Raw genomic sequence first — 17,200 nt, forward strand, 5'->3', positions numbered from 1 at the left:
ACGCACGTCCCCCTTCAACCCTCATTTCTGATTGATGGCGACCGTGAAAGTGAACATCCACCCATGAGCACCTTGGCCACCAAGGACTTGACCATCCGCTTCGGCGGCCATGTGGCAGTCAATGGCGTGACCTGCTCGTTTGAGCCGGGCACGCTGACCGCCATCGTTGGCCCCAATGGTGCGGGCAAGACCACTTATTTCAATCTCATTTCGGGCCAGCTCAAGGCTTCGGCCGGGGGGGTGAAACTCAATGGCGTCGACATCTCTTCGTTGGGCGCCCCAGCGCGTGCCCGAGCTGGCCTCGGCCGGGCCTTTCAGTTGACCAATCTGTTTCCCAATCTCACGGTGCGTGAAAACGTGCGGCTGGCTGTGCAGGCGAAAGCGGGCGCCGGGCTGAACCTCTGGCGCATCTGGAGCGACCGGCGCGATCTCGTTTTGAGGGCCGACGAGGTGCTGGAAGCCGTGGCTTTGGCCGACAAAGGCGACCAGCTCGCGTGCAGTCTGCCGCACGGCGACCAGCGCAAGCTGGAGGTGGGCATCTTGATGGCACTCGAGCCACAGGTGTTCATGTTCGACGAACCGACGGCAGGCATGAGCGTGGACGAGGCGCCAGTGATCCTGAACCTGATCCGCAACCTCAAGGCCGACAAAACCAAAACCATTTTGCTGGTGGAGCACAAGATGGATGTGGTGCGTGAGCTGTCGGATCGCATCATCGTCTTGCACAACGGCGAACTCGTGGCCGATGGCGAGCCTGCGGCCGTGATTGCTTCACCGGTGGTGCAGCAGGCCTATCTGGGCATCAACCCGGAAGAAGAGGAGTTGGCATGAACCACCAAGGCCAGCGCGGAACCGGGATTGCCGGGCCGCAGATGGCGCCCCCCGGGGGGGTGACGCCGAAGGCGGCGCGGGGGGGCTTCTTGTCCTGACCGATGTGCATACGCACATCGGCGCGTACCACATCCTGCATGGTGTGAACCTCACCGTGCCCAAGGGTGAGCTCACCATGCTGCTGGGCCGCAACGGCGCCGGCAAAACCACCACGCTGCGCACCGTCATGGGCCTGTGGCATGCCAGCCAGGGCCGTGTGATGCTCGACGGGCAAGACATCACGCAACGCCCCACACCCGACATCGCGCAAGGGGGGGTGGCTTATGTGCCCGAGAGCATGGGCATCTTTTCTGACCTGTCGGTGAAAGAAAACATGCTGCTGGCCGCGCGCGGGGCGAGAACGATTGACGACATCGACACCACGCGCCTGGAATGGATCTTTGGCCTCTTTCCAGCCATGAAGAAATTCTGGAACCACCCCGCCGGCAAACTCAGCGGCGGGCAGAAACAGATGCTTGCGGTCTCGCGCGCCATCGTTGAGCCTCGCCAGTTGCTGCTGATCGATGAGCCCAGCAAGGGCCTGGCACCCGCCATCATCCAGAACATGATCGAGGCCTTCCGCCAGCTCAAGGCGGCACAAACCACGATCTTGCTCGTTGAGCAGAACTTCAATTTTGCGAAGCAGCTGGGTGACAGCGTGGCCGTGATGGACGATGGCCGCGTGGTGCACAGCGGCTCCATGGCTGAACTGGCCGCTGACGAAAATTTGCAGTCCAAATTGCTTGGCCTGTCGCTTGGAGCGCATCAATGAGCCCCCACGTTCATCACTTCGTGTATTCACTGCCCCCCATGGGGGTGCGCGTCACCCTTGGGGCGGCCCTGCGGGAGACGCATCCATGATCACCCTGAAAGAACTCGACTGGAAGCCGATGGCGTTGGTCCCGGTGCTGGCGTTGATGGCCTTGCCCCTCACGGGCAGCGCTTCGACCTGGCTCACGCTGACTGTGGCGGGCCTGGCCATGGGCATGATCATCTTCATCATCGCCTCAGGCCTGACGCTGGTGTTCGGACTGATGGATGTGCTCAACTTTGGGCACGGGGTGTTCATCGCGCTGGGCGCCTTTGTCGCCACCACCGTGTTGGCCAGCATGCAGACCTACACCACGGCCGACAGCCTGTGGCTCAACCTCCTGGCGCTGTTTCCAGCCATGCTGGCCGCGATGGCGGTGGCGGGTGCCCTGGGCCTGGTGTTCGAGCGCCTGATCATTCGCCCCGTCTACGGCATGCACTTGAAGCAGATCCTGATCACCATGGGCGGCATGATCATTGGCGAGGAGCTGATCAAGGTGATCTGGGGCCCCGCGCAGATTCCGCTGCCTTTGCCCGAAGCCCTGCGCGGCTCGCTCATCTTTGGCGATGCCGCGGTCGAGAAATACCGCATCCTGGCCGTGCTGGTGGGCACGGCGGTGTTCGCCGCCATGGTCTGGACGCTGAACCGCACCAAGGTTGGCCTGCTGATCCGGGCCGGCGTGCAAGACCGCGAGATGGTCGAGTCGCTGGGTTACCGCATCAGGCGGTTGTTTGTGGGCGTGTTTGTGGCGGGCAGTGCGTTGGCCGGCCTCGGCGGCGTGATGTGGGGCCTGTACCAGCAAAGCGTGATCCCGCAGATGGGTGCACAGGTCAACGTGCTGATCTTCATCGTCATCATCATCGGCGGCCTGGGCTCAACCCTGGGTGCCTTGATCGGTGCTTTGCTGGTGGGGCTGATGGCGAACTACACCGGTTTTCTGGTGCCCAAGGTGGCGATGTTTTCGAACATCGCGCTGATGGTGGTCATCTTGCTGTGGCGGCCGCAGGGTGTTTACCCGGTCACGAACCGGTAATGGGCTCCCCCCCGCGTCGCCTCCGGCGTCACCCCAAGGGAGCGCAGCCTGTGGCCCGGCAAAGCCGGCTCCACGGCTGCTGCTGGGGGACGGCACGCCTTGTCCAACACCCGTCATTCAATTTGAGAGAACTTGCGCATGATTCGACGACTCCTCTCTGACGACATGCCGCGCAGCCGCTGGCTCGCCGCCTTGTTGATCATCCTGTTCCTCGGGCTGGCATTGGCGCCGTTCCTGTTCCCGGGTGTCAAGGCCCTCAACGTCGCAGCCAAGGTGCTGATTTTTGTGGCGTTGGTGGCGAGCTTCGACTTGCTGCTTGGCTATACCGGCATTGTGAGCTTTGCGCACACCATGTTTTTTGGCATCGGTGCCTATGGGGTGGCGATCTCCATGTCATCGGTGGAAGAACCCACCTGGGGTGCTCTGGCGCTGGGCGTGGGTGCGGCCTTGCTGGTGTCCTTGTTGCTTTCGTTGTTGATCGGCTTGTTTTCGCTGCGGGTGCGGGCCATCTTCTTCGCCATGATCACGCTGGCGGTGGCCTCGGCGTTTCTCACGCTGGCCTCGCAGCTCTCGCAATTCACGGGTGGCGAAGACGGCCTGAGCTTCTCGGTGCCTGAGCTGTTATCCCCTTCGTTTGAACTGATGGAGGATCCCATCACCACCCCACTGGGTGAGGTGTACCTGGATGGCAAGCTGATCAGCTACTACCTGTTGTTCTTGGTGGTGACCGCGATTTTCCTGACCATTCTGCGCATCGTGAACTCGCCATTTGGGCGGGTGCTGCAAGCGATTCGAGAAAACGATTTCCGCGCCGAAGCGCTGGGCTACCAAACGGTCATTTACCGCACGCTGTCGAACGTGCTCTCCGCGTTGTTCGCCACACTGGCCGGTTGTTTGCTCGCACTCTGGATCCGCTACAACGGCCCCGACACCTCCCTTTCGTTTGAAATCATGATCGATGTGTTGCTCATCGTGGTGATCGGCGGCATGGGCACGGTGTACGGCGCCTTGATCGGCAGCGTGTTGTTTGTGCTGGCGCAAAGCTACTTGCAAGAGTTGTTGCGCGCGGCCGGTGAGGCTGCAGAAGGCATACCGCTGTTGCCTGCTTTGCTCACGCCCGATCGATGGCTGCTCTGGCTGGGCGTGCTGTTTGTCTTGTCGGTGTACTACTTCCCGACGGGGTTGGTCGGCAGGTTGCGAGAGCGCGCTGTGCTGGCCCAGCTCAAGCGCATGAAGGAGTCACCATGAACACCTCGCCCCTGGCCCTTGCCCGTTCGCGCTACCTCCAGTGCGCGGGCCGCGAAACCCACTTCATGGACTGGTCGCCTGCCACTGGCATGCCCGACCAAGGCGCCGTGATCGCGTGGCACGGGCTGGCTCGCACCGGCCGCGATATGGACCCCTTGGCGGTCCACCTGAGCGCCTTGGGCTATCGGGTGATTTGCCCCGACACCATCGGGCGCGGCCTGTCGCAATGGAGCCCGGAACCCGAAGTCGAGTATTGCCTGGATTTTTACGCCCGCATCGCCACCGATCTGGTCGAACAGCTCGGTCTTGAACGTTTCCATTGGGTGGGCACCTCCATGGGGGGCGCCATCGGCTTGGTCTGTGCCGCCGGGACGCTTCGTGACCGGATCACGCGGCTGGTGCTCAACGACATCGGCCCGGAGCTCGCTGCGCCGGCCATTGAACGCATCCGTTCCTACGCGGGCAGCCCGGCTTCGTTTGCCACGGTGAGCGAACTCGAGCAGTATTTCCGCACGGTCTACAAGCCCTATGGCTTTCTGACTGACGCGCAATGGACACTGCTCACCGAGAGCTCCACGCGCCGCCTGCCCAATGGGTGGGTCACACCGCACTACGACCCGGCCATGGTGATGCAGTTCACCCACCATCCCGACGACTATGGGCTGTGGGACGCTTACGACCGCATCGGTGTGCCGGTGTTGTGTTTGCGGGGCGCTGATTCGGATCTGCTGCTGGCCGAGACCGCCGAGGCCATGCGCGAGCGCGGTCCGTGCGCACAGCTGGTGACCATTGAAGGGTGTGGCCACGCGCCGGCGCTCAATGTGCCGGATCAGCTGGGGCTGGTGCAGCACTTCCTTGCTACTCCCCGTTGTTCAGCGCCCTGAAGCCACTGCGCGGCTTACTGACCCTGTTTGATGACGCCAGAGTCCTTCTTGTACTGGTCGTATGACTTGTCAGCTTCTCGCATGCACTTCAGCCGTTCCTGAGCATCGATGATCTTGATGCACTGGTTGCGTTGCCAGTTCTGGACGCTGGCATAGCCCTGGCGCGCGCTGCATGCAGCCAGCCCGCTGAGCAGCACCAAGACGATGGCGGGCATCAGGTAGCGGGTGTGTGTGGACGGGGGCGTGGGCCTGACGATCAATCTTTGGATCCCAGCTCCAAGGCGCGCTCGCGGCTGGCTTTCAATGCCATCGGGTCGTCGGCCTGAAGCGTCGGCCAGCCTTGCAGATGGCGCTCGGCCAAATCGGCGAGCGCCCGGATCCAGTCGGGGCTGTCGTTCACGCACTCGATGTAATTGAAGGTTTGGCCACCGGCGTGCAGAAAGGCTTCGCGCGCCTCCATGTTGATTTCTTCCAGCGTTTCCAGGCAGTCGCTGGTGAAGCCGGGGCAGATCAGGTCCACGCTCTGCAAGCCTCCCTTGGCCAGTGCCTTCAGCGTTGGCTCGGTATAGGGCTCCAGCCATTTCGCCTTGCCAAAGCGCGACTGGAAGGTGACCAGGTAGCGGTCTTTGGACAGGCCCAGCCGCTCGGCCAGCAAACGCGCGGTCTTGTGGCATTCGCAGTGGTAGGGGTCACCGAGTTGCAGGGTGCGCTCGGGCACGCCGTGAAAGCTCATCACCAGTTTGTCGGCCTGGCCGTTGTGCATCCAGTGTTGGCGAACTTTCTTGGCCAATGCCTCGATGTAGCCGGCGTCGTCGTGGTAGCGGTTGATGAACCGAATTTCGGGCAAGTTGCGGATGTTCAGCCCCCAGGTGGCCACGGCGTCGAACACGCTGGCGGTCGTCGTGCCGCTGTATTGCGGGTAGGCTGGTACGAAGAGCACACGCGTCATGCCCTGGGCTTTGAGCTCATCCAGCACAGCGGGAATCGACGGGTTGCCGTAGCGCATGGCGTAGCGCACGGTGACCTGGTGGCCGCGCTCGCCCAGGTAGCCGCGCAGCAGCGTGGCCTGCTTTTCGGTCCAGACCTTGAGCGGCGAGCCTTCCGGCATCCAGACGCTGGCGTACTTGGCCGCCGATTTCTTGGGGCGCAAGCGCAGAATGATCCCGTGCAGGATCAGCCACCAGACAGGTTTGGGAATCTCCACGACCCGGTGGTCGCTCAGGAACTCTGCCAGATACCGGCGCAAAGCGGGTGCCGTGGGCGCGTCGGGCGTGCCGAGGTTGCACAGCACAACAGCCGTGCGCTGCGACTGGCCATGGGAGAAGGGGGGTTCTTTTTGGAAGCTCATGCGCTATTCTCCCGCAGACATGAAGACCTTTGAAACTGCCAACATGGCCTTTCCCCCTGCCCACACGGATCAGGGACTCGATGTGGGGCGCATCCGCGCCATCACCATCGATCTGGACGACACCTTGTGGCCGATCTGGCCCACGATTGCCCGCGCCGAATCGGTCCTTCAGGCCTGGATGGACGAGCGCGCGCCGGCAACGGCCGCGCTGGGGCGTGACAAAAACACCTTGCGTGAAGTGCGCAACCAGATGGCCACGCTCCGGCCCGATATCGCGCACGACATGAGTGCCTTGCGTCGGGAGTCGATCCGTTTGCTGCTGAACCGTGCGGGCGAAGACCCGGCGCTGGCCGAGCCCGCTTTCGAGATTTTCTTCGCCGAGCGGCACCGCGTGGACCTGTTTGAAGACGCTTTGCCCGCGCTGGAGTTCCTGTCCAGCCGCTTTCCGGTGGTGGCTTTGTCCAACGGCAATGCCGATGTGCACCGGGTGGGGCTGGGTGAGCATTTCCACGCTGCCTTGAGTGCACAGAGCTTTGGTGTGGGCAAACCCGACGCCCGGATATTCCACGCGGGCGCTGCAGCCGCGGGCGTGGCGCCACATGAGGTCTTGCACATCGGCGATGACGCCCACCTCGATGGGCTGGGCGCGATCCAGGCCGGCATGCAATTCGCCTGGATCCGCCGGGAAGGCCAGGCTTGGGAACACGCGCCGCTCACGCCCCATCTGACGATAACGGACCTGTTGGTCCTGTGTCGCGCAATGAGCTGATACCAAGGAACACTCAGTGCTGTTTCTGGCGTTGTCTGGCAGCCTGCGGCGCGCATCGATCCACAGTGCGGTGTTGCGAGCCGCCGCGCGATTGGCGCCCCCATCCATCGAGGTACACCTGTGCGCGGTGCTGGGGGACTTGCCGCTGTTCAATCCGGATGATCTGGATGCGCCGGGTGACGCAGTGCAACGGTTGTGGCGAGCTGTCGCTCAGGCCGACGCCCTGATTTTCGCAAGCCCGGAATACGCGCACGGGGTCTCTGGCACGATCAAGAACGCGCTGGACTGGCTGGTCAGTTTTGGGCCATTTGCCCTCCAGCCGGTGGCGGTGATCAACACGTCGCCGAGGGCACATCACGCTGACGCAGCGTTGCGAGAAACCCTCACGACCATGGCTGCACGCCTGGTTGAGCCCGCTTCGGTCTCGCTGTCTGTTTTGGGCGCCCACCTGGACGAAGACGGCTTGGTTGATTCGCCGGAGCTGGCGCCCGCGATCCGCGCTTTGTTGCTGGCGCTGGCTGATGGCGTCGAGCGGGCGCGGGGCCTGGACGCAGCGCTCCCGCGTCACGCACTATGAACCCTGAACAATGGAGTGTTTCCCCATGAGCCTCACGATATACGGCATCCCCGCCTCTCGGGCCATACGCCCATTGTGGGCTGCCACCGAACTGGAACTGGACTTTACCCACATCAACCTGGACTACCAGGGCGGAGGTACGCGCACCCCGGCGTTTCTGGCGATCAACCCCAATGGTCACGTCCCAGTGGTGGTTGACCAGCGGCCAGCCGATCAAGGGGGCGAAGTTGTGGTGTGGGAAAGCATGGCTTGTGCCCTCTACCTGGCGCGCCACCATGGCGCTGCCGATGGGCAGGGCATCACGCCCGCCAACCCGGCAGAAGACGCCGAGGCCTTGCGGTGGAGTTTTTGGGCCGTGAACGAGGTCGAGCGCGATGCGTTGACGGTCTTGATGCACCGCATGGTCATGCCGGTTGGGCGCCGCAAGGCTGAGCTGGCGCAAGCGGCCGAGCGCCGGCTCGTCGCGCCGTTGGGGGTGATCGAGCAGCAGCTTGAACGGCAACAGGCCACGGGGGCCCAATTCCTGGCAGCCCAGCGCTTCACGGTGGCCGATTTGTGTGCTGCCAGTGTGCTCAATTGGGCTCGCCCGGCAGGGCAATTGATGTCCCAACACCCGTTGACGCATGAGTGGATCATCCGTTGCATCGGGCGTCCAGCCTACGTGCACGCGAAAAACAGGGGTGTTTTACCCTGATCAAATTCGGTATGTTGGCGGGTTGCGGTATATGAAATTTCACAGGTTGTTGCCTTCTATCTAAATAAAACCGTATAATCAAAGGCTGATGCTGAACAACGCCCCCTGGCTTCGATTGCGAAACCGCATCCTTTCCGGATGCGCCTTCGGATCCCGGCACCCGGGGTAAACAGAACAGCTGTTCACTTTTGCTGACACGACGCCAGTCGTGTGGAGCCCAACCTTAGAAGTCGGAGAAATCATGAAAAAGTCCCCTCAAATTGCCTTGGCACTGATCGCTGCAGCCACTTTGCTGGCCGCCTGTGGCAAGAAAGAAGAAGCACCTGTTGCCGCCGAGCCTGCGGCAACAGAAGTTGCGCAAGCTTGCGGCAAGGTCACCGTGGCCAACATGAATTGGCAGTCGGCCGAAGTGCTGGCCAACATTGACGACATCATCCTGACCAAAGGCTACGGCTGTGAAGTCGAGCTGGTGCCTGGTGACACCATGCCAACGCTCACCGCCATGATGGAAAAAGGCCAGCCCGATGTGGCGCCTGAAGCGTGGGTGAACGCGGTGCGTGAGCCGCTGGACGCCGCTGTGAAAGAAGGCAAGCTGCATTACGGCGCGCTGTCGTTGACCGATGGTGGCGTTGAGGGTTTCTGGATTCCCAAGTACGTGGCGGACGCCAACCCAACCATCAAAACCATCGAAGATGCCTTGAAGCACCCAGAGCTGTTCCCGTCCTCGGAAAACAAGGGCAAGGGCGCTGTTCACAACTGCCCATCCGGCTGGAACTGCCAATTGAGCACAGACAATGCGTTCAAGGCTTGGGAAGGCGAGAAGAATGGCTTCGTGCTGCTTGATACGGGTTCCGCTGCCGGCCTCGACGGCTCGATCGCCAAGGCTTATGAGCGCAAAGAAGGCTGGCTCGGCTATTACTGGGCCCCAACCTCCATCCTCGGCAAATACGAGATGGTCAAGCTCGATGCCGGTGTGCCACACGACCCTGAGGCATGGAAGAACTGCAACTCGATAGCCGAATGCGACAAGCCGGTCAAGAACGACTGGGCGAAGTCCGAGGTTTACACCGTGGTGACCGACCGCTTCGAAAAAGCCGGCGGCCCTGCGGTTGCTTACCTGAAGACCCGCGCTTGGGGTAACGACACGGTCAATGGTTTGCTGTCGTGGATGAGCGACAACCAGGCGACCGGTGAAGGTGGTGCCATGCATTTCCTGAAAACCCAGCCAGAAGTCTGGTCTGCGTGGGTGCCTGCCGATGTGGCCGAGAAAATCAAGGCTGGCCTCTGAACCCGTCGATTTTCTGGCTACGATCTGCTTGCGCCTTGATGGCGTAGGCGCCGTATGGCGACAGAAACCTCTTTGGGGTTTCGGGTCGCCATTTTTTTCCCCACAACAAGGTTCCCTATGTCTTGGCTAAGTGAATTTCCCTCTTTGGGCTCGGAGCAGTTGAGTGCGATGCGTCGCACCATCGACGGCGTCTTCCGTGGATTTACCCGCGAATACGGCGAGATGATCGAACGCCTGTTTGACCCGCTGCGCGACTTCCTGCTTTTCTCTGAGCGTTTGCTCACCCAGTCGCCTTGGCCTTTGGTGATTGCTGCCATTGCGCTGATCGCCTGGCTGGGTTCCCGCTCCATGAAGATCGTGGTGGGCACGATTTTGACCCTGCTTGCCATCGGCTACTTTGGCATGTGGGACGACACCATGAAGACCGTTTCGATGATTTTCGTGTGCACGGTGGTCGCTCTGACGATCGGCCTGCCCATCGGCATCGCGATGAGCCGCTGGGACCGCTTGCAGAGGGTCGTGCTTCCCTCGCTGGACGTGATGCAGACCATGCCCAGTTTCGTGTACCTGATTCCGGTGGTGATGCTGCTGGGCATCGGTCGCGTGCCCGGTTTGCTTGCCGTGGTGATCTACGCGATCCCACCGGTGATCCGTTTCACCAACCTGGGCATCCGGCTGGTTGATACCGACTTGCTGGAGGCCGCAGATGCCTTTGGCGCCTCTACGTGGCAAAAAATGAGCAAGGTGCAGTTGCCGTTGGCATTGCCGACCATCATGGCCGGTGTGAACCAGACCATCATGCTGTCGCTGGCCATGGTGGTGGTTGCTTCGATGATCGGTGTGCAAGGCCTGGGCCAACCGGTATTGAAAGCGATTTCCAACCAGTACTTCACCATGGGTGTGTTCAATGGCTTGGCCATCGTGGGCATTGCCATCATCTTTGACCGCGTGTCGCAGGCCTATGGCAAGCGCTTGCAAAAACACTTGGAGGTGGTCCATGGTTGATCAAAATACCGCAACAACGCCAACGACGGCGACCGCAGAAACGCCAGCCAACAGCTTTGGCATTTCGATTCGCAAGCTCTACAAAATCTTTGGTCCTGCGCCACAGCTGTTTCTGGAGCGCGTTCAAAACGGCATGACCAAGCAGGAGCTGCGCGATGACCACGGTCACGTTCTGGGCCTGAAAGACATCAATATCGACATGCCCGCAGGTGGCATTCAGGTGGTGATGGGTTTGTCGGGTTCGGGCAAAAGCACGCTGATTCGCCACATCAACCGCTTGATCGAGCCCACTTCGGGTGAGGTGATTGCGGGCACCGAAGATGTGGTGAAGATGAACCACAGCGAGCTGCTGCAATTCCGCCGCGAGAAAACCGCCATGGTGTTCCAGAAGTTCGCGCTGTTCCCCCACTACACGGTGCTGGAAAACGCCGAATACGGACTGGAAGTGCAGGGTCTGTCGAGCAAGAAACGCCGTGAGCGCTCGATGCGGTGGATCGAACGCGTGGGCCTCAAGGGCTATGAAGACAACTACCCGAACCAGCTCTCCGGCGGCATGCAGCAGCGCGTGGGCCTGGCCCGGGCGTTGTCCAACGATGCGCCCATCTTGCTGATGGACGAAGCGTTTTCCGCGCTGGATCCGCTGATCCGCAGCGACATGCAAAGCGTGTTGCTCGATCTGCAGCAAGAGATCGGCAAGACCATCGTGTTCATCACCCACGATCTCGACGAGGCATTGCGCTTGGGCGACAAGATTGCCGTGCTTCGCGATGGTGAAGTGGTGCAGCAGGGCACGGGTCAAGATATTGTCTTGAAGCCGGCCGACGATTACATCGAGAGCTTTGTGCAGCATGTGAACCGCGGCCGTGTGATCCGTTGCCGCACGCTGATGCAGCCGGGCGCTCGGGTGAATGGTCCGGATGTGGATCCCAGCCTGGTGATCGAAGAGGCCGCACGTTTGCTCACCGTTGACAACATTGAAGCCGCGAACGTGGTGACCGCCAGGGGCAAGCACCTGGGTGTGATCACGATGAACGACATCATCGGCGCCATTGTGCCGCCCAAGCCTGAAGTGGCCGAGGGTGCAGAAGCCGCGACGGCCGCGAACTACTGATCACTGTTGTTGATCGCGCACAAAAAAAGCAGGCCATTGGCCTGCTTTTTTTTTCGTGCTTTATGGCAATGGGGTGCTTCAGAAGCCCCAGAGCAGCTTTTGAGAAATCCAGCCCCGCTTGCCGTCGGAGCGAACCACTTGCGCCCAGCCACCGCGCTTGGTGCGGGTGCGCAGCAGTTCGCCATATTCGGCCTTGCCCACGATGGCGTGGTTGGTGCCGGGGCCTTTGCGCATGTTGGCCGTTTTGGACTTCACCACGAAATGTGGTGTAACGCCGGTGAGGGAGCGAGCTACCCAACCGCGATCGCCTTCAAAATCCACCACTTTGATCCAGCGGCCTTTGCGTTGCAGCACTTTGAGTGGATAGCCTCGCTTGAGCTCCCACATGATTTCGGTCTTGGTGTCGGGACCTGTGCGCATATTGACGGTGCTGCCTTTGATGCTGATCATGCTTTGCGCATGGGCGGTGGTCAGCGTGGCAAGGCAAAGACCGACAGCGATCAAAAACGGGCGAACAGTGGTGGTTCCAAACATGCGGCGGGGCTCCTTTTCTCAGGGATTTAAATGAATATGTGCAGTGGGAAGTCTAAAGGCTGAAAAAATTCCCGCCAAATTTCATTCATTTCAACTTTTTTTCAGAAGGCTGTAGCCGAGATCAGCCCTGCTCACACGGATGAAGATGGCCGTCCGCCCAGCGGCCCATAGGGCCTTGCCTCCTGGCAGGCGCGACGGTAGCCGTTCAGGGTGTGCTCGGCACGGGTCAGCACGGTCTCTGGTGGGGTGCTGGACTGGGCGCAGGCCGGATCGCCCGAGGCTGTGTGGGCGGTCAGCAGCGCCAGTCCTTCGAGCACATGCTCGGCTGCATGGATGTGAAACTGACCGGCCTCGACGGCACTCACCACTTCGGGGTCCAGCATCAAGTGATTCACATTGCGCGCCGGTATCAACACGCCTTGCCGGCCATTGAGGCCCGCCGACAGGCAAACGCGGTACCAGCCTTCGATTTTTTCGTTGATGCCGCCGACCGGCAGCACCTCTCCGTGCTGGTTGAGGGCACCGGTCACGGCAATGCCCTGATCCAGAGGCGCGTCGGCGAGCGACGACAACAGGGCAAACAGTTCGGCGCAGGAGGCCGAGTCGCCTTCGACGCCGCTGTATTCCTGTTCGAAAACCACGGAGGCATTCATGGCCAACGGAGCCAGGTGCCCAAACAGAGCGCTCAGGTAGCTGTGCAAGATCAGCACGCCCTTGTCGTGGATGGGGCCAGACATTTCAACTTCTCGAGCGATGTTGAGCAGGCCTTGGTCGCCCGCGTGCGTTCGGGCTGTGATCCGGATGGGCAGGCCAAACCGCCAGTCGCCCAAATCGATTTGTGTGAGGCCATTGAGCTGACCCACCCGCTCGCCCTGCGTTGAAATCAGGCGAATGCCTTCCTGGATCGATTCGAGCAACCTTTGCTCAGGGTAGTCGTGTCGCATGCGCCGCGCGGCCAGGGCAGCGTCGACATCGCTGCGCTCGACCAGTTTGGCGCCGCGCTGGCGGCACAGCGTGGCGCTTTCGGCGAGCAGGTTTTCCGTGCGCGCGAAGATGGCGCTCTGCCGGGTCTGGTCTTCGACCTCGCGGTGGGTGGTTTCCAGCAGTCGGGCCACAGCACCCGCCGTGAATTGGGGCAAGCCCAGCTTGTGGCAGCTGCGCGCAATGAACACGGCTGTGGCTTTGCGAGTGCTGGCGTTGGCGGTGAAGCTTTCGGCGAAATCCACCTTGACGCAAAAACGCCGACCGACTTCCGGATCGGCTTCCATCAAGGTGTAGTAGAGCTCGTCGGAGCCGATGAGGATGATCTTGACTTCGGCGTCCACGGCCTCGGGCCGCATCGAGACGGCGGCCATGGGCATGAGCGAGCTGCCAGGCTCTTCGATATTCGCCTGCCCGGTGCGCAGGTAACGCCGCATGCGGGCCCAGGCGCCCTCATCGCCGGCGAGATCGGCGAGCTGAACGATCAAGTAGCCGCCATGGGCTTTCAGCAGACTTCCGGCGCGCACGCGCATGAAGTCGGTCATGAGCATGTCTTCTTCGGCCTGGTATTCAATGCTGCCAAACAGCGCATGTGTGCTGGGGTTGTCTTCAACGATCACCGGGGCGCCCGAGAGGGCGGCGTTGTCGACCACCACATTGACGCGGTAGCGCGCGAGCAACTCCACCAACGCAGCCTGGCGCACCTCGTCTTCGCTGTCCAGCGCGAGAAAGAGCTCCAGGTTTTCCAGCACGTCCTTGTCCACTTGATCGAGGTACGAGCCGAGCTTGACCGAGTCTTTGATTTGCTTTTTCAGGTTGGAGCGGATGGCTTGCAGCTCGTGGTCCAGGAGCGGCTTGACCATTTGGCGCCGCAAGGCGGCAAGCCCCTCATTCATGACGCGCAACATGGGGCGGGTTTTATCGAGGAATTGGGCAATGGCTTCGCGCAGCGCTTGCTCGGCGAGATCGATTTCAGCCCTGCGCTCCTTGGGCAGCGCGTGGGCTTCGGCTTCGGTGAGCGAGTTGCCGTTGTCGCCCAGCAAGGTGAAGACCAGGTGCCCCGCATCTCGGTAGAGATTGAAATGGCGCGCTTCGGCAAAAGCATCCAGCTCGGCGTAGGCTTGGGCTTCTGCGGCTTTGTACGTGTCCTGAATGCGTTCGCTCTCGGCCTTGAAGGCTTCGCTGCCCAGTCGCTCGGGAATCTCTGTTTGCAAGGTGCGGCAGAGATCGGTCATGAGCTGGCGAAGCTGTCGGCCTTGACCCGTGGGCATGCGCAAGGCCCGCGGCTGTTCTGGTGCATCGAAGTTGTGCAGGTAGCACAGGTCCGGCGGTACCGGGCGCTCGGCAGCCACCGATTGGGTCAGCTCGCGCAACAAGGTCGATCGCCCGCTGCCCACCTCGCCCAGTACAAACAGGTTGTAGCCGGGGAGCTCCATGGAAAGGCCAAATTGGGCGGCTTTTTGCGCCCGTTCCTGTCCGATCCAGGGCAGGGGCTGGGATTTCAGCTCGGTGGTGTCGGCAAAGCCCAGCGAGTCTGGGTCAATCGTGAGGCGCAGTTGCTGTGGCAAGAGCGTTTGAATGGGCATGGTTTGATCAGAGGTGGTGCGGTTCTGATCATGATGCGCGGGTTGCCCCGGGTGACGCAAGTGCCTGGATCAAATAGCCAGGCGAAACCGGCGCTGAAGAACGTTCATGGGGTCATCCGTTCAACCAAGGTGCCTGGTCTGCCCTTGGCAGGCGGCCTGGGCCGCTGCCACGCCGCTGCGCACGGCGCCTTCCAGCGTGGCCGGGTAGGGGCCCTCCACAAAATCCCCTGCGGCCCACAAAGCCGGGGCGATGGCCATGCCCGGTCGGCGCAAGCCGGGTGTGCAGGCAAACGTGGCCCGTTTCTCCACCACGGTTTGCAGCACACGCAAGGTTTGCAGTCCCAACTGGTCGCAGGCCTGTTGCAGTACGCGGCGCTGGAGATCCGCCCGATCACCCTCGCTGGCACTGACCACAAAAGCGAGCATGCCATGTTGCGTGGGGTCGCCCGGGCTCAGCAGGCCCCGGTCGAACACAAACTGGGCGGGCGCCGCATGGGCATCGGGCTGTGCCCGCAGCGCCATCATGGGCCGTTGGAGCCGCGCGCCGGGTGCATGGGCATAAACGGTCGTGATGGCAGCGTGAGGCAGTGCGCTGGCCGTCCGTGACCAGTCCAGCAGGGAATCTCGGGTCTGCTCGGGTTGGCCGTCTTGCTCGGCCGTGTTGGCCATGGCCTGGGCAGCGGGAACGGCGCCTGTTGCCCATATCACCTGATCAAAACAGGTGGACCCCGCGCCTTCGAGCTGCCAGCCAGAGGGGGTCGAGCGCAGGCCATGGACACGGGTGCTCAAATGGATTTCGACGTGGTCGCCGTGGCGCGACGCCAGCCACTCGGTCGCCGCTTGCGGGAAAAGCTGCGACAAGTCGGTGCGCGGCATCAGCAGGTCGGACGCGCCGAACCCGGGGTGGCCCCGGCCAAACAGGGCGTCCTGCATCACCCGCAGGAACACGGCTGCGCTGGCTTCTGCGCCCGGCGTGTTCAGCGCCGACACGCACAGCGGTTCGATCAGCTCATCGATCACGCGCGGAGGCAAAGCGACACAGAGTTGGGCCACGGTCAGCGTGGTCTCACACAGGAATCCCGCGCGTTGCCAGCCCAACGACGCCCGAACCAGGGCCAGTTTGTCGCGCCAGTGCCAGCCTTTGGCGGTGGCGATGGCAGCCACGGCGTTGAGGGGAGCTGGCCATTGTGCGGCCCATGCGGGTGTCTGCAAGCCTCGGCCATCCGGAAAAACCATGGCCAGGGGCTGACGCAGCAAGGCTGTCTGGGGGGCTACGCCCACCAGCTGCATCAGCCTCAAAGTTTCCGTATAGGCACCAATGAGGATGTGCTGGCCGTTGTCCACGGTGATGTCGGTGCCACCGGGCGTGGGCAGGCTGAGTGCACGTGCGCGCCCGCCCAGATTGCGGGATGCCTCGAAAATGGTGACCTGTGCTCCAGCCTGCGCGGCCGTGACCGCGGCGGCCATGCCGGCCCAGCCGGCCCCGACGATGGCAAGCTTCACGGGGCGGGTTTTCCGTGGGAAAGGGGGGCCGGCATCACAGGCGGCCCAGGGCCTGGACTTTCCAGGCCAGCCAGAGCTTGCGCAGCGGCGTGAGGCTGACCCGCTGTGTGAGCACCAGCACGGGTTCTGCCGCAATTTCATGCAGCAGGGTTCGGTAGATGCTGGCCATCATCAGGCCGGGTTTTTGCGAACGCCGGTCGGCCTCGGGCAGCATGACCAAGGCTTCATCGTAGGTTTGCAGCGCCCGCTGGCACTGGAATGCCATCAGGGCCTTGAATCGGCGTTCGAAATCCGCCGTGTCGCCCCCGGGGCCAGGACCGCGCTTGAGCAGTTCGTGGGCTTTGACATCGAAGCGCTGCAGGTCGTTGACCGGCAAATAGATGCGCCCACGCGCGGCATCTTCGCCAACGTCTCGCACGATGTTCGTGAGCTGAAAGGCCAGGCCGAGCCGGTGGGCGAAGTCGGTCGTGGCTGGCTGGGTTTGTCCGAAGATGCGTGCGGCGACCTCGCCGACGATGCCCGCGACAAGGTGGCAGTACTGCTGCAGGTTGGCGAAGTCGAGGTAGCGGTTCTGGTCCAGATCCATCTGGCAGCCATCAATCACCGCGAGGAGATGCCGCGACTCGATGCCGAAGACCGGCGCGTGGGGCATCAATGCCTGCGTCACCGGATGGTTGGGCTGTCCTTCAAAGGCCTGACCCACTTCCTGGCGCCACCAGGCCAATTTGGTTTGCGCCACACCCAGGTCCCGTGTTTCGTCGACGACGTCGTCTACCTCGCGACAAAACGCGTAAAAGGCGGTGATCGCTGCCCGGCGCTCAGGCGGCAGGAAGAGGAAGGCGTAGTAAAAGCTGCTGCCGGAAGCCGCTGCCTTTTGCTGTGCATAGTCTTGTGGGGTCATGGGTCGTTCGTGTTGCGCCAAGTTTAATGGCGCGCCGAGGCTTGCATGGCTGCGGTG

17 protein-coding genes are annotated in these 17,200 nt (G+C 62.0%); 11 read left to right on the forward strand and 6 right to left on the reverse strand.

The genetic code is table 11. The annotated features are described in order from the left end of the window. The first annotated feature begins 63 nt into the window (after positions 1–63). The 5 genes from E5678_RS02870 to E5678_RS02890 all read left to right on the forward strand — a co-directional run bounded on the left by E5678_RS02870 (position 64) and on the right by E5678_RS02890 (position 4,846). Positions 64–831 carry an ABC transporter ATP-binding protein gene (locus E5678_RS02870; protein ID WP_136177128.1) on the forward strand — a complete coding sequence of 256 codons (768 nt, stop codon included), beginning with the start codon at positions 64–66 and terminating at the stop codon, positions 829–831. A gap of 103 nt (positions 832–934) precedes the next feature. Beyond that, positions 935–1,642, forward strand: coding sequence for an ABC transporter ATP-binding protein (locus E5678_RS02875; RefSeq protein ID WP_247596898.1), 708 nt, complete (start codon positions 935–937; stop codon positions 1,640–1,642). Between the two features lie 85 nt (positions 1,643–1,727). Beyond that, positions 1,728–2,714, forward strand: a complete 987-nt coding sequence (locus E5678_RS02880) for a branched-chain amino acid ABC transporter permease (protein ID WP_136177129.1) — start codon at positions 1,728–1,730, stop codon at positions 2,712–2,714. A 138-nt stretch (positions 2,715–2,852) separates the two neighbouring features. Continuing rightward, the gene (locus E5678_RS02885; RefSeq protein WP_136177130.1) at positions 2,853–3,962 is read left to right on the forward strand and encodes a branched-chain amino acid ABC transporter permease; all 1,110 of its coding nucleotides are present in this window, start codon (positions 2,853–2,855) and stop codon (positions 3,960–3,962) included. After that, entirely contained in the window at positions 3,959–4,846 is an 888-nt protein-coding gene (locus E5678_RS02890; protein ID WP_136177131.1) for an alpha/beta hydrolase, read from the forward strand. The genes E5678_RS02885 and E5678_RS02890 overlap by 4 nt, the downstream gene beginning before the upstream one ends. A gap of 14 nt (positions 4,847–4,860) precedes the next feature. Here E5678_RS02890 and E5678_RS02895 read toward each other — a convergent pair whose 3' ends face one another. Together E5678_RS02895 and hemH are read right to left on the reverse strand one after the other, a co-directional pair. Then, positions 4,861–5,061, reverse strand: a complete 201-nt coding sequence (locus E5678_RS02895) for a hypothetical protein (RefSeq protein ID WP_136177132.1) — start codon at positions 5,059–5,061, stop codon at positions 4,861–4,863. A 41-nt stretch (positions 5,062–5,102) separates the two neighbouring features. After that, a complete protein-coding gene (gene hemH / locus E5678_RS02900) occupies positions 5,103–6,194 on the reverse strand; it encodes a ferrochelatase (RefSeq protein WP_136177133.1) in 1,092 nt (363 codons plus the stop codon). A 43-nt stretch (positions 6,195–6,237) separates the two neighbouring features. Here hemH and E5678_RS02905 point away from each other — a divergent pair, with 43 nt between their 5' ends. The 6 genes from E5678_RS02905 (at position 6,238) to E5678_RS02930 (ending at position 11,638) form a co-directional block, all read left to right on the forward strand. After that, on the forward strand, positions 6,238–6,963 hold the full coding sequence (locus tag E5678_RS02905) for an HAD-IA family hydrolase (RefSeq protein ID WP_210732039.1): 726 nt from the start codon (positions 6,238–6,240) through the stop codon (positions 6,961–6,963). A 16-nt stretch (positions 6,964–6,979) separates the two neighbouring features. Further along, a complete protein-coding gene (locus E5678_RS02910; RefSeq protein ID WP_136177135.1) occupies positions 6,980–7,540 on the forward strand; it encodes an NADPH-dependent FMN reductase in 561 nt (186 codons plus the stop codon). A 25-nt stretch (positions 7,541–7,565) separates the two neighbouring features. Beyond that, entirely contained in the window at positions 7,566–8,234 is a 669-nt protein-coding gene (locus E5678_RS02915) for a glutathione S-transferase family protein (RefSeq protein ID WP_136177136.1), read from the forward strand. Between the two features lie 241 nt (positions 8,235–8,475). Further along, positions 8,476–9,522, forward strand: coding sequence for an ABC transporter substrate-binding protein (locus E5678_RS02920; protein WP_136177137.1), 1,047 nt, complete (start codon positions 8,476–8,478; stop codon positions 9,520–9,522). 117 nt (positions 9,523–9,639) lie between these two features. Then, a complete protein-coding gene (locus tag E5678_RS02925; protein WP_136177138.1) occupies positions 9,640–10,527 on the forward strand; it encodes a proline/glycine betaine ABC transporter permease in 888 nt (295 codons plus the stop codon). Then, positions 10,520–11,638 carry a glycine betaine/L-proline ABC transporter ATP-binding protein gene (locus E5678_RS02930; RefSeq protein WP_210731973.1) on the forward strand — a complete coding sequence of 373 codons (1,119 nt, stop codon included), beginning with the start codon at positions 10,520–10,522 and terminating at the stop codon, positions 11,636–11,638. The genes E5678_RS02925 and E5678_RS02930 overlap by 8 nt, the downstream gene beginning before the upstream one ends. Positions 11,639–11,716: 78 nt before the next feature. On the opposite strand, the gene E5678_RS02935 is transcribed toward E5678_RS02930, so the two are convergent. The 4 genes from E5678_RS02935 to hpnD form a co-directional block, all read right to left on the reverse strand. After that, positions 11,717–12,172, reverse strand: coding sequence for an SH3 domain-containing protein (locus E5678_RS02935; protein ID WP_136177140.1), 456 nt, complete (start codon positions 12,170–12,172; stop codon positions 11,717–11,719). A gap of 131 nt (positions 12,173–12,303) precedes the next feature. Further along, positions 12,304–14,739 carry an ATP-binding protein gene (locus E5678_RS02940; RefSeq protein ID WP_136177141.1) on the reverse strand — a complete coding sequence of 812 codons (2,436 nt, stop codon included), beginning with the start codon at positions 14,737–14,739 and terminating at the stop codon, positions 12,304–12,306. A gap of 120 nt (positions 14,740–14,859) precedes the next feature. Next, entirely contained in the window at positions 14,860–16,242 is a 1,383-nt protein-coding gene (hpnE, locus tag E5678_RS02945) for a hydroxysqualene dehydroxylase HpnE (protein WP_210731974.1), read from the reverse strand. Between the two features lie 34 nt (positions 16,243–16,276). After that, a complete protein-coding gene (gene hpnD, locus E5678_RS02950; protein ID WP_136177143.1) occupies positions 16,277–17,143 on the reverse strand; it encodes a presqualene diphosphate synthase HpnD in 867 nt (288 codons plus the stop codon). Between the last annotated feature and the right edge of the window lie 57 nt (positions 17,144–17,200).

Source organism: Hydrogenophaga sp. PAMC20947, from assembly GCF_004795855.1.
Taxonomy (GTDB): domain Bacteria; phylum Pseudomonadota; class Gammaproteobacteria; order Burkholderiales; family Burkholderiaceae_C; genus Hydrogenophaga.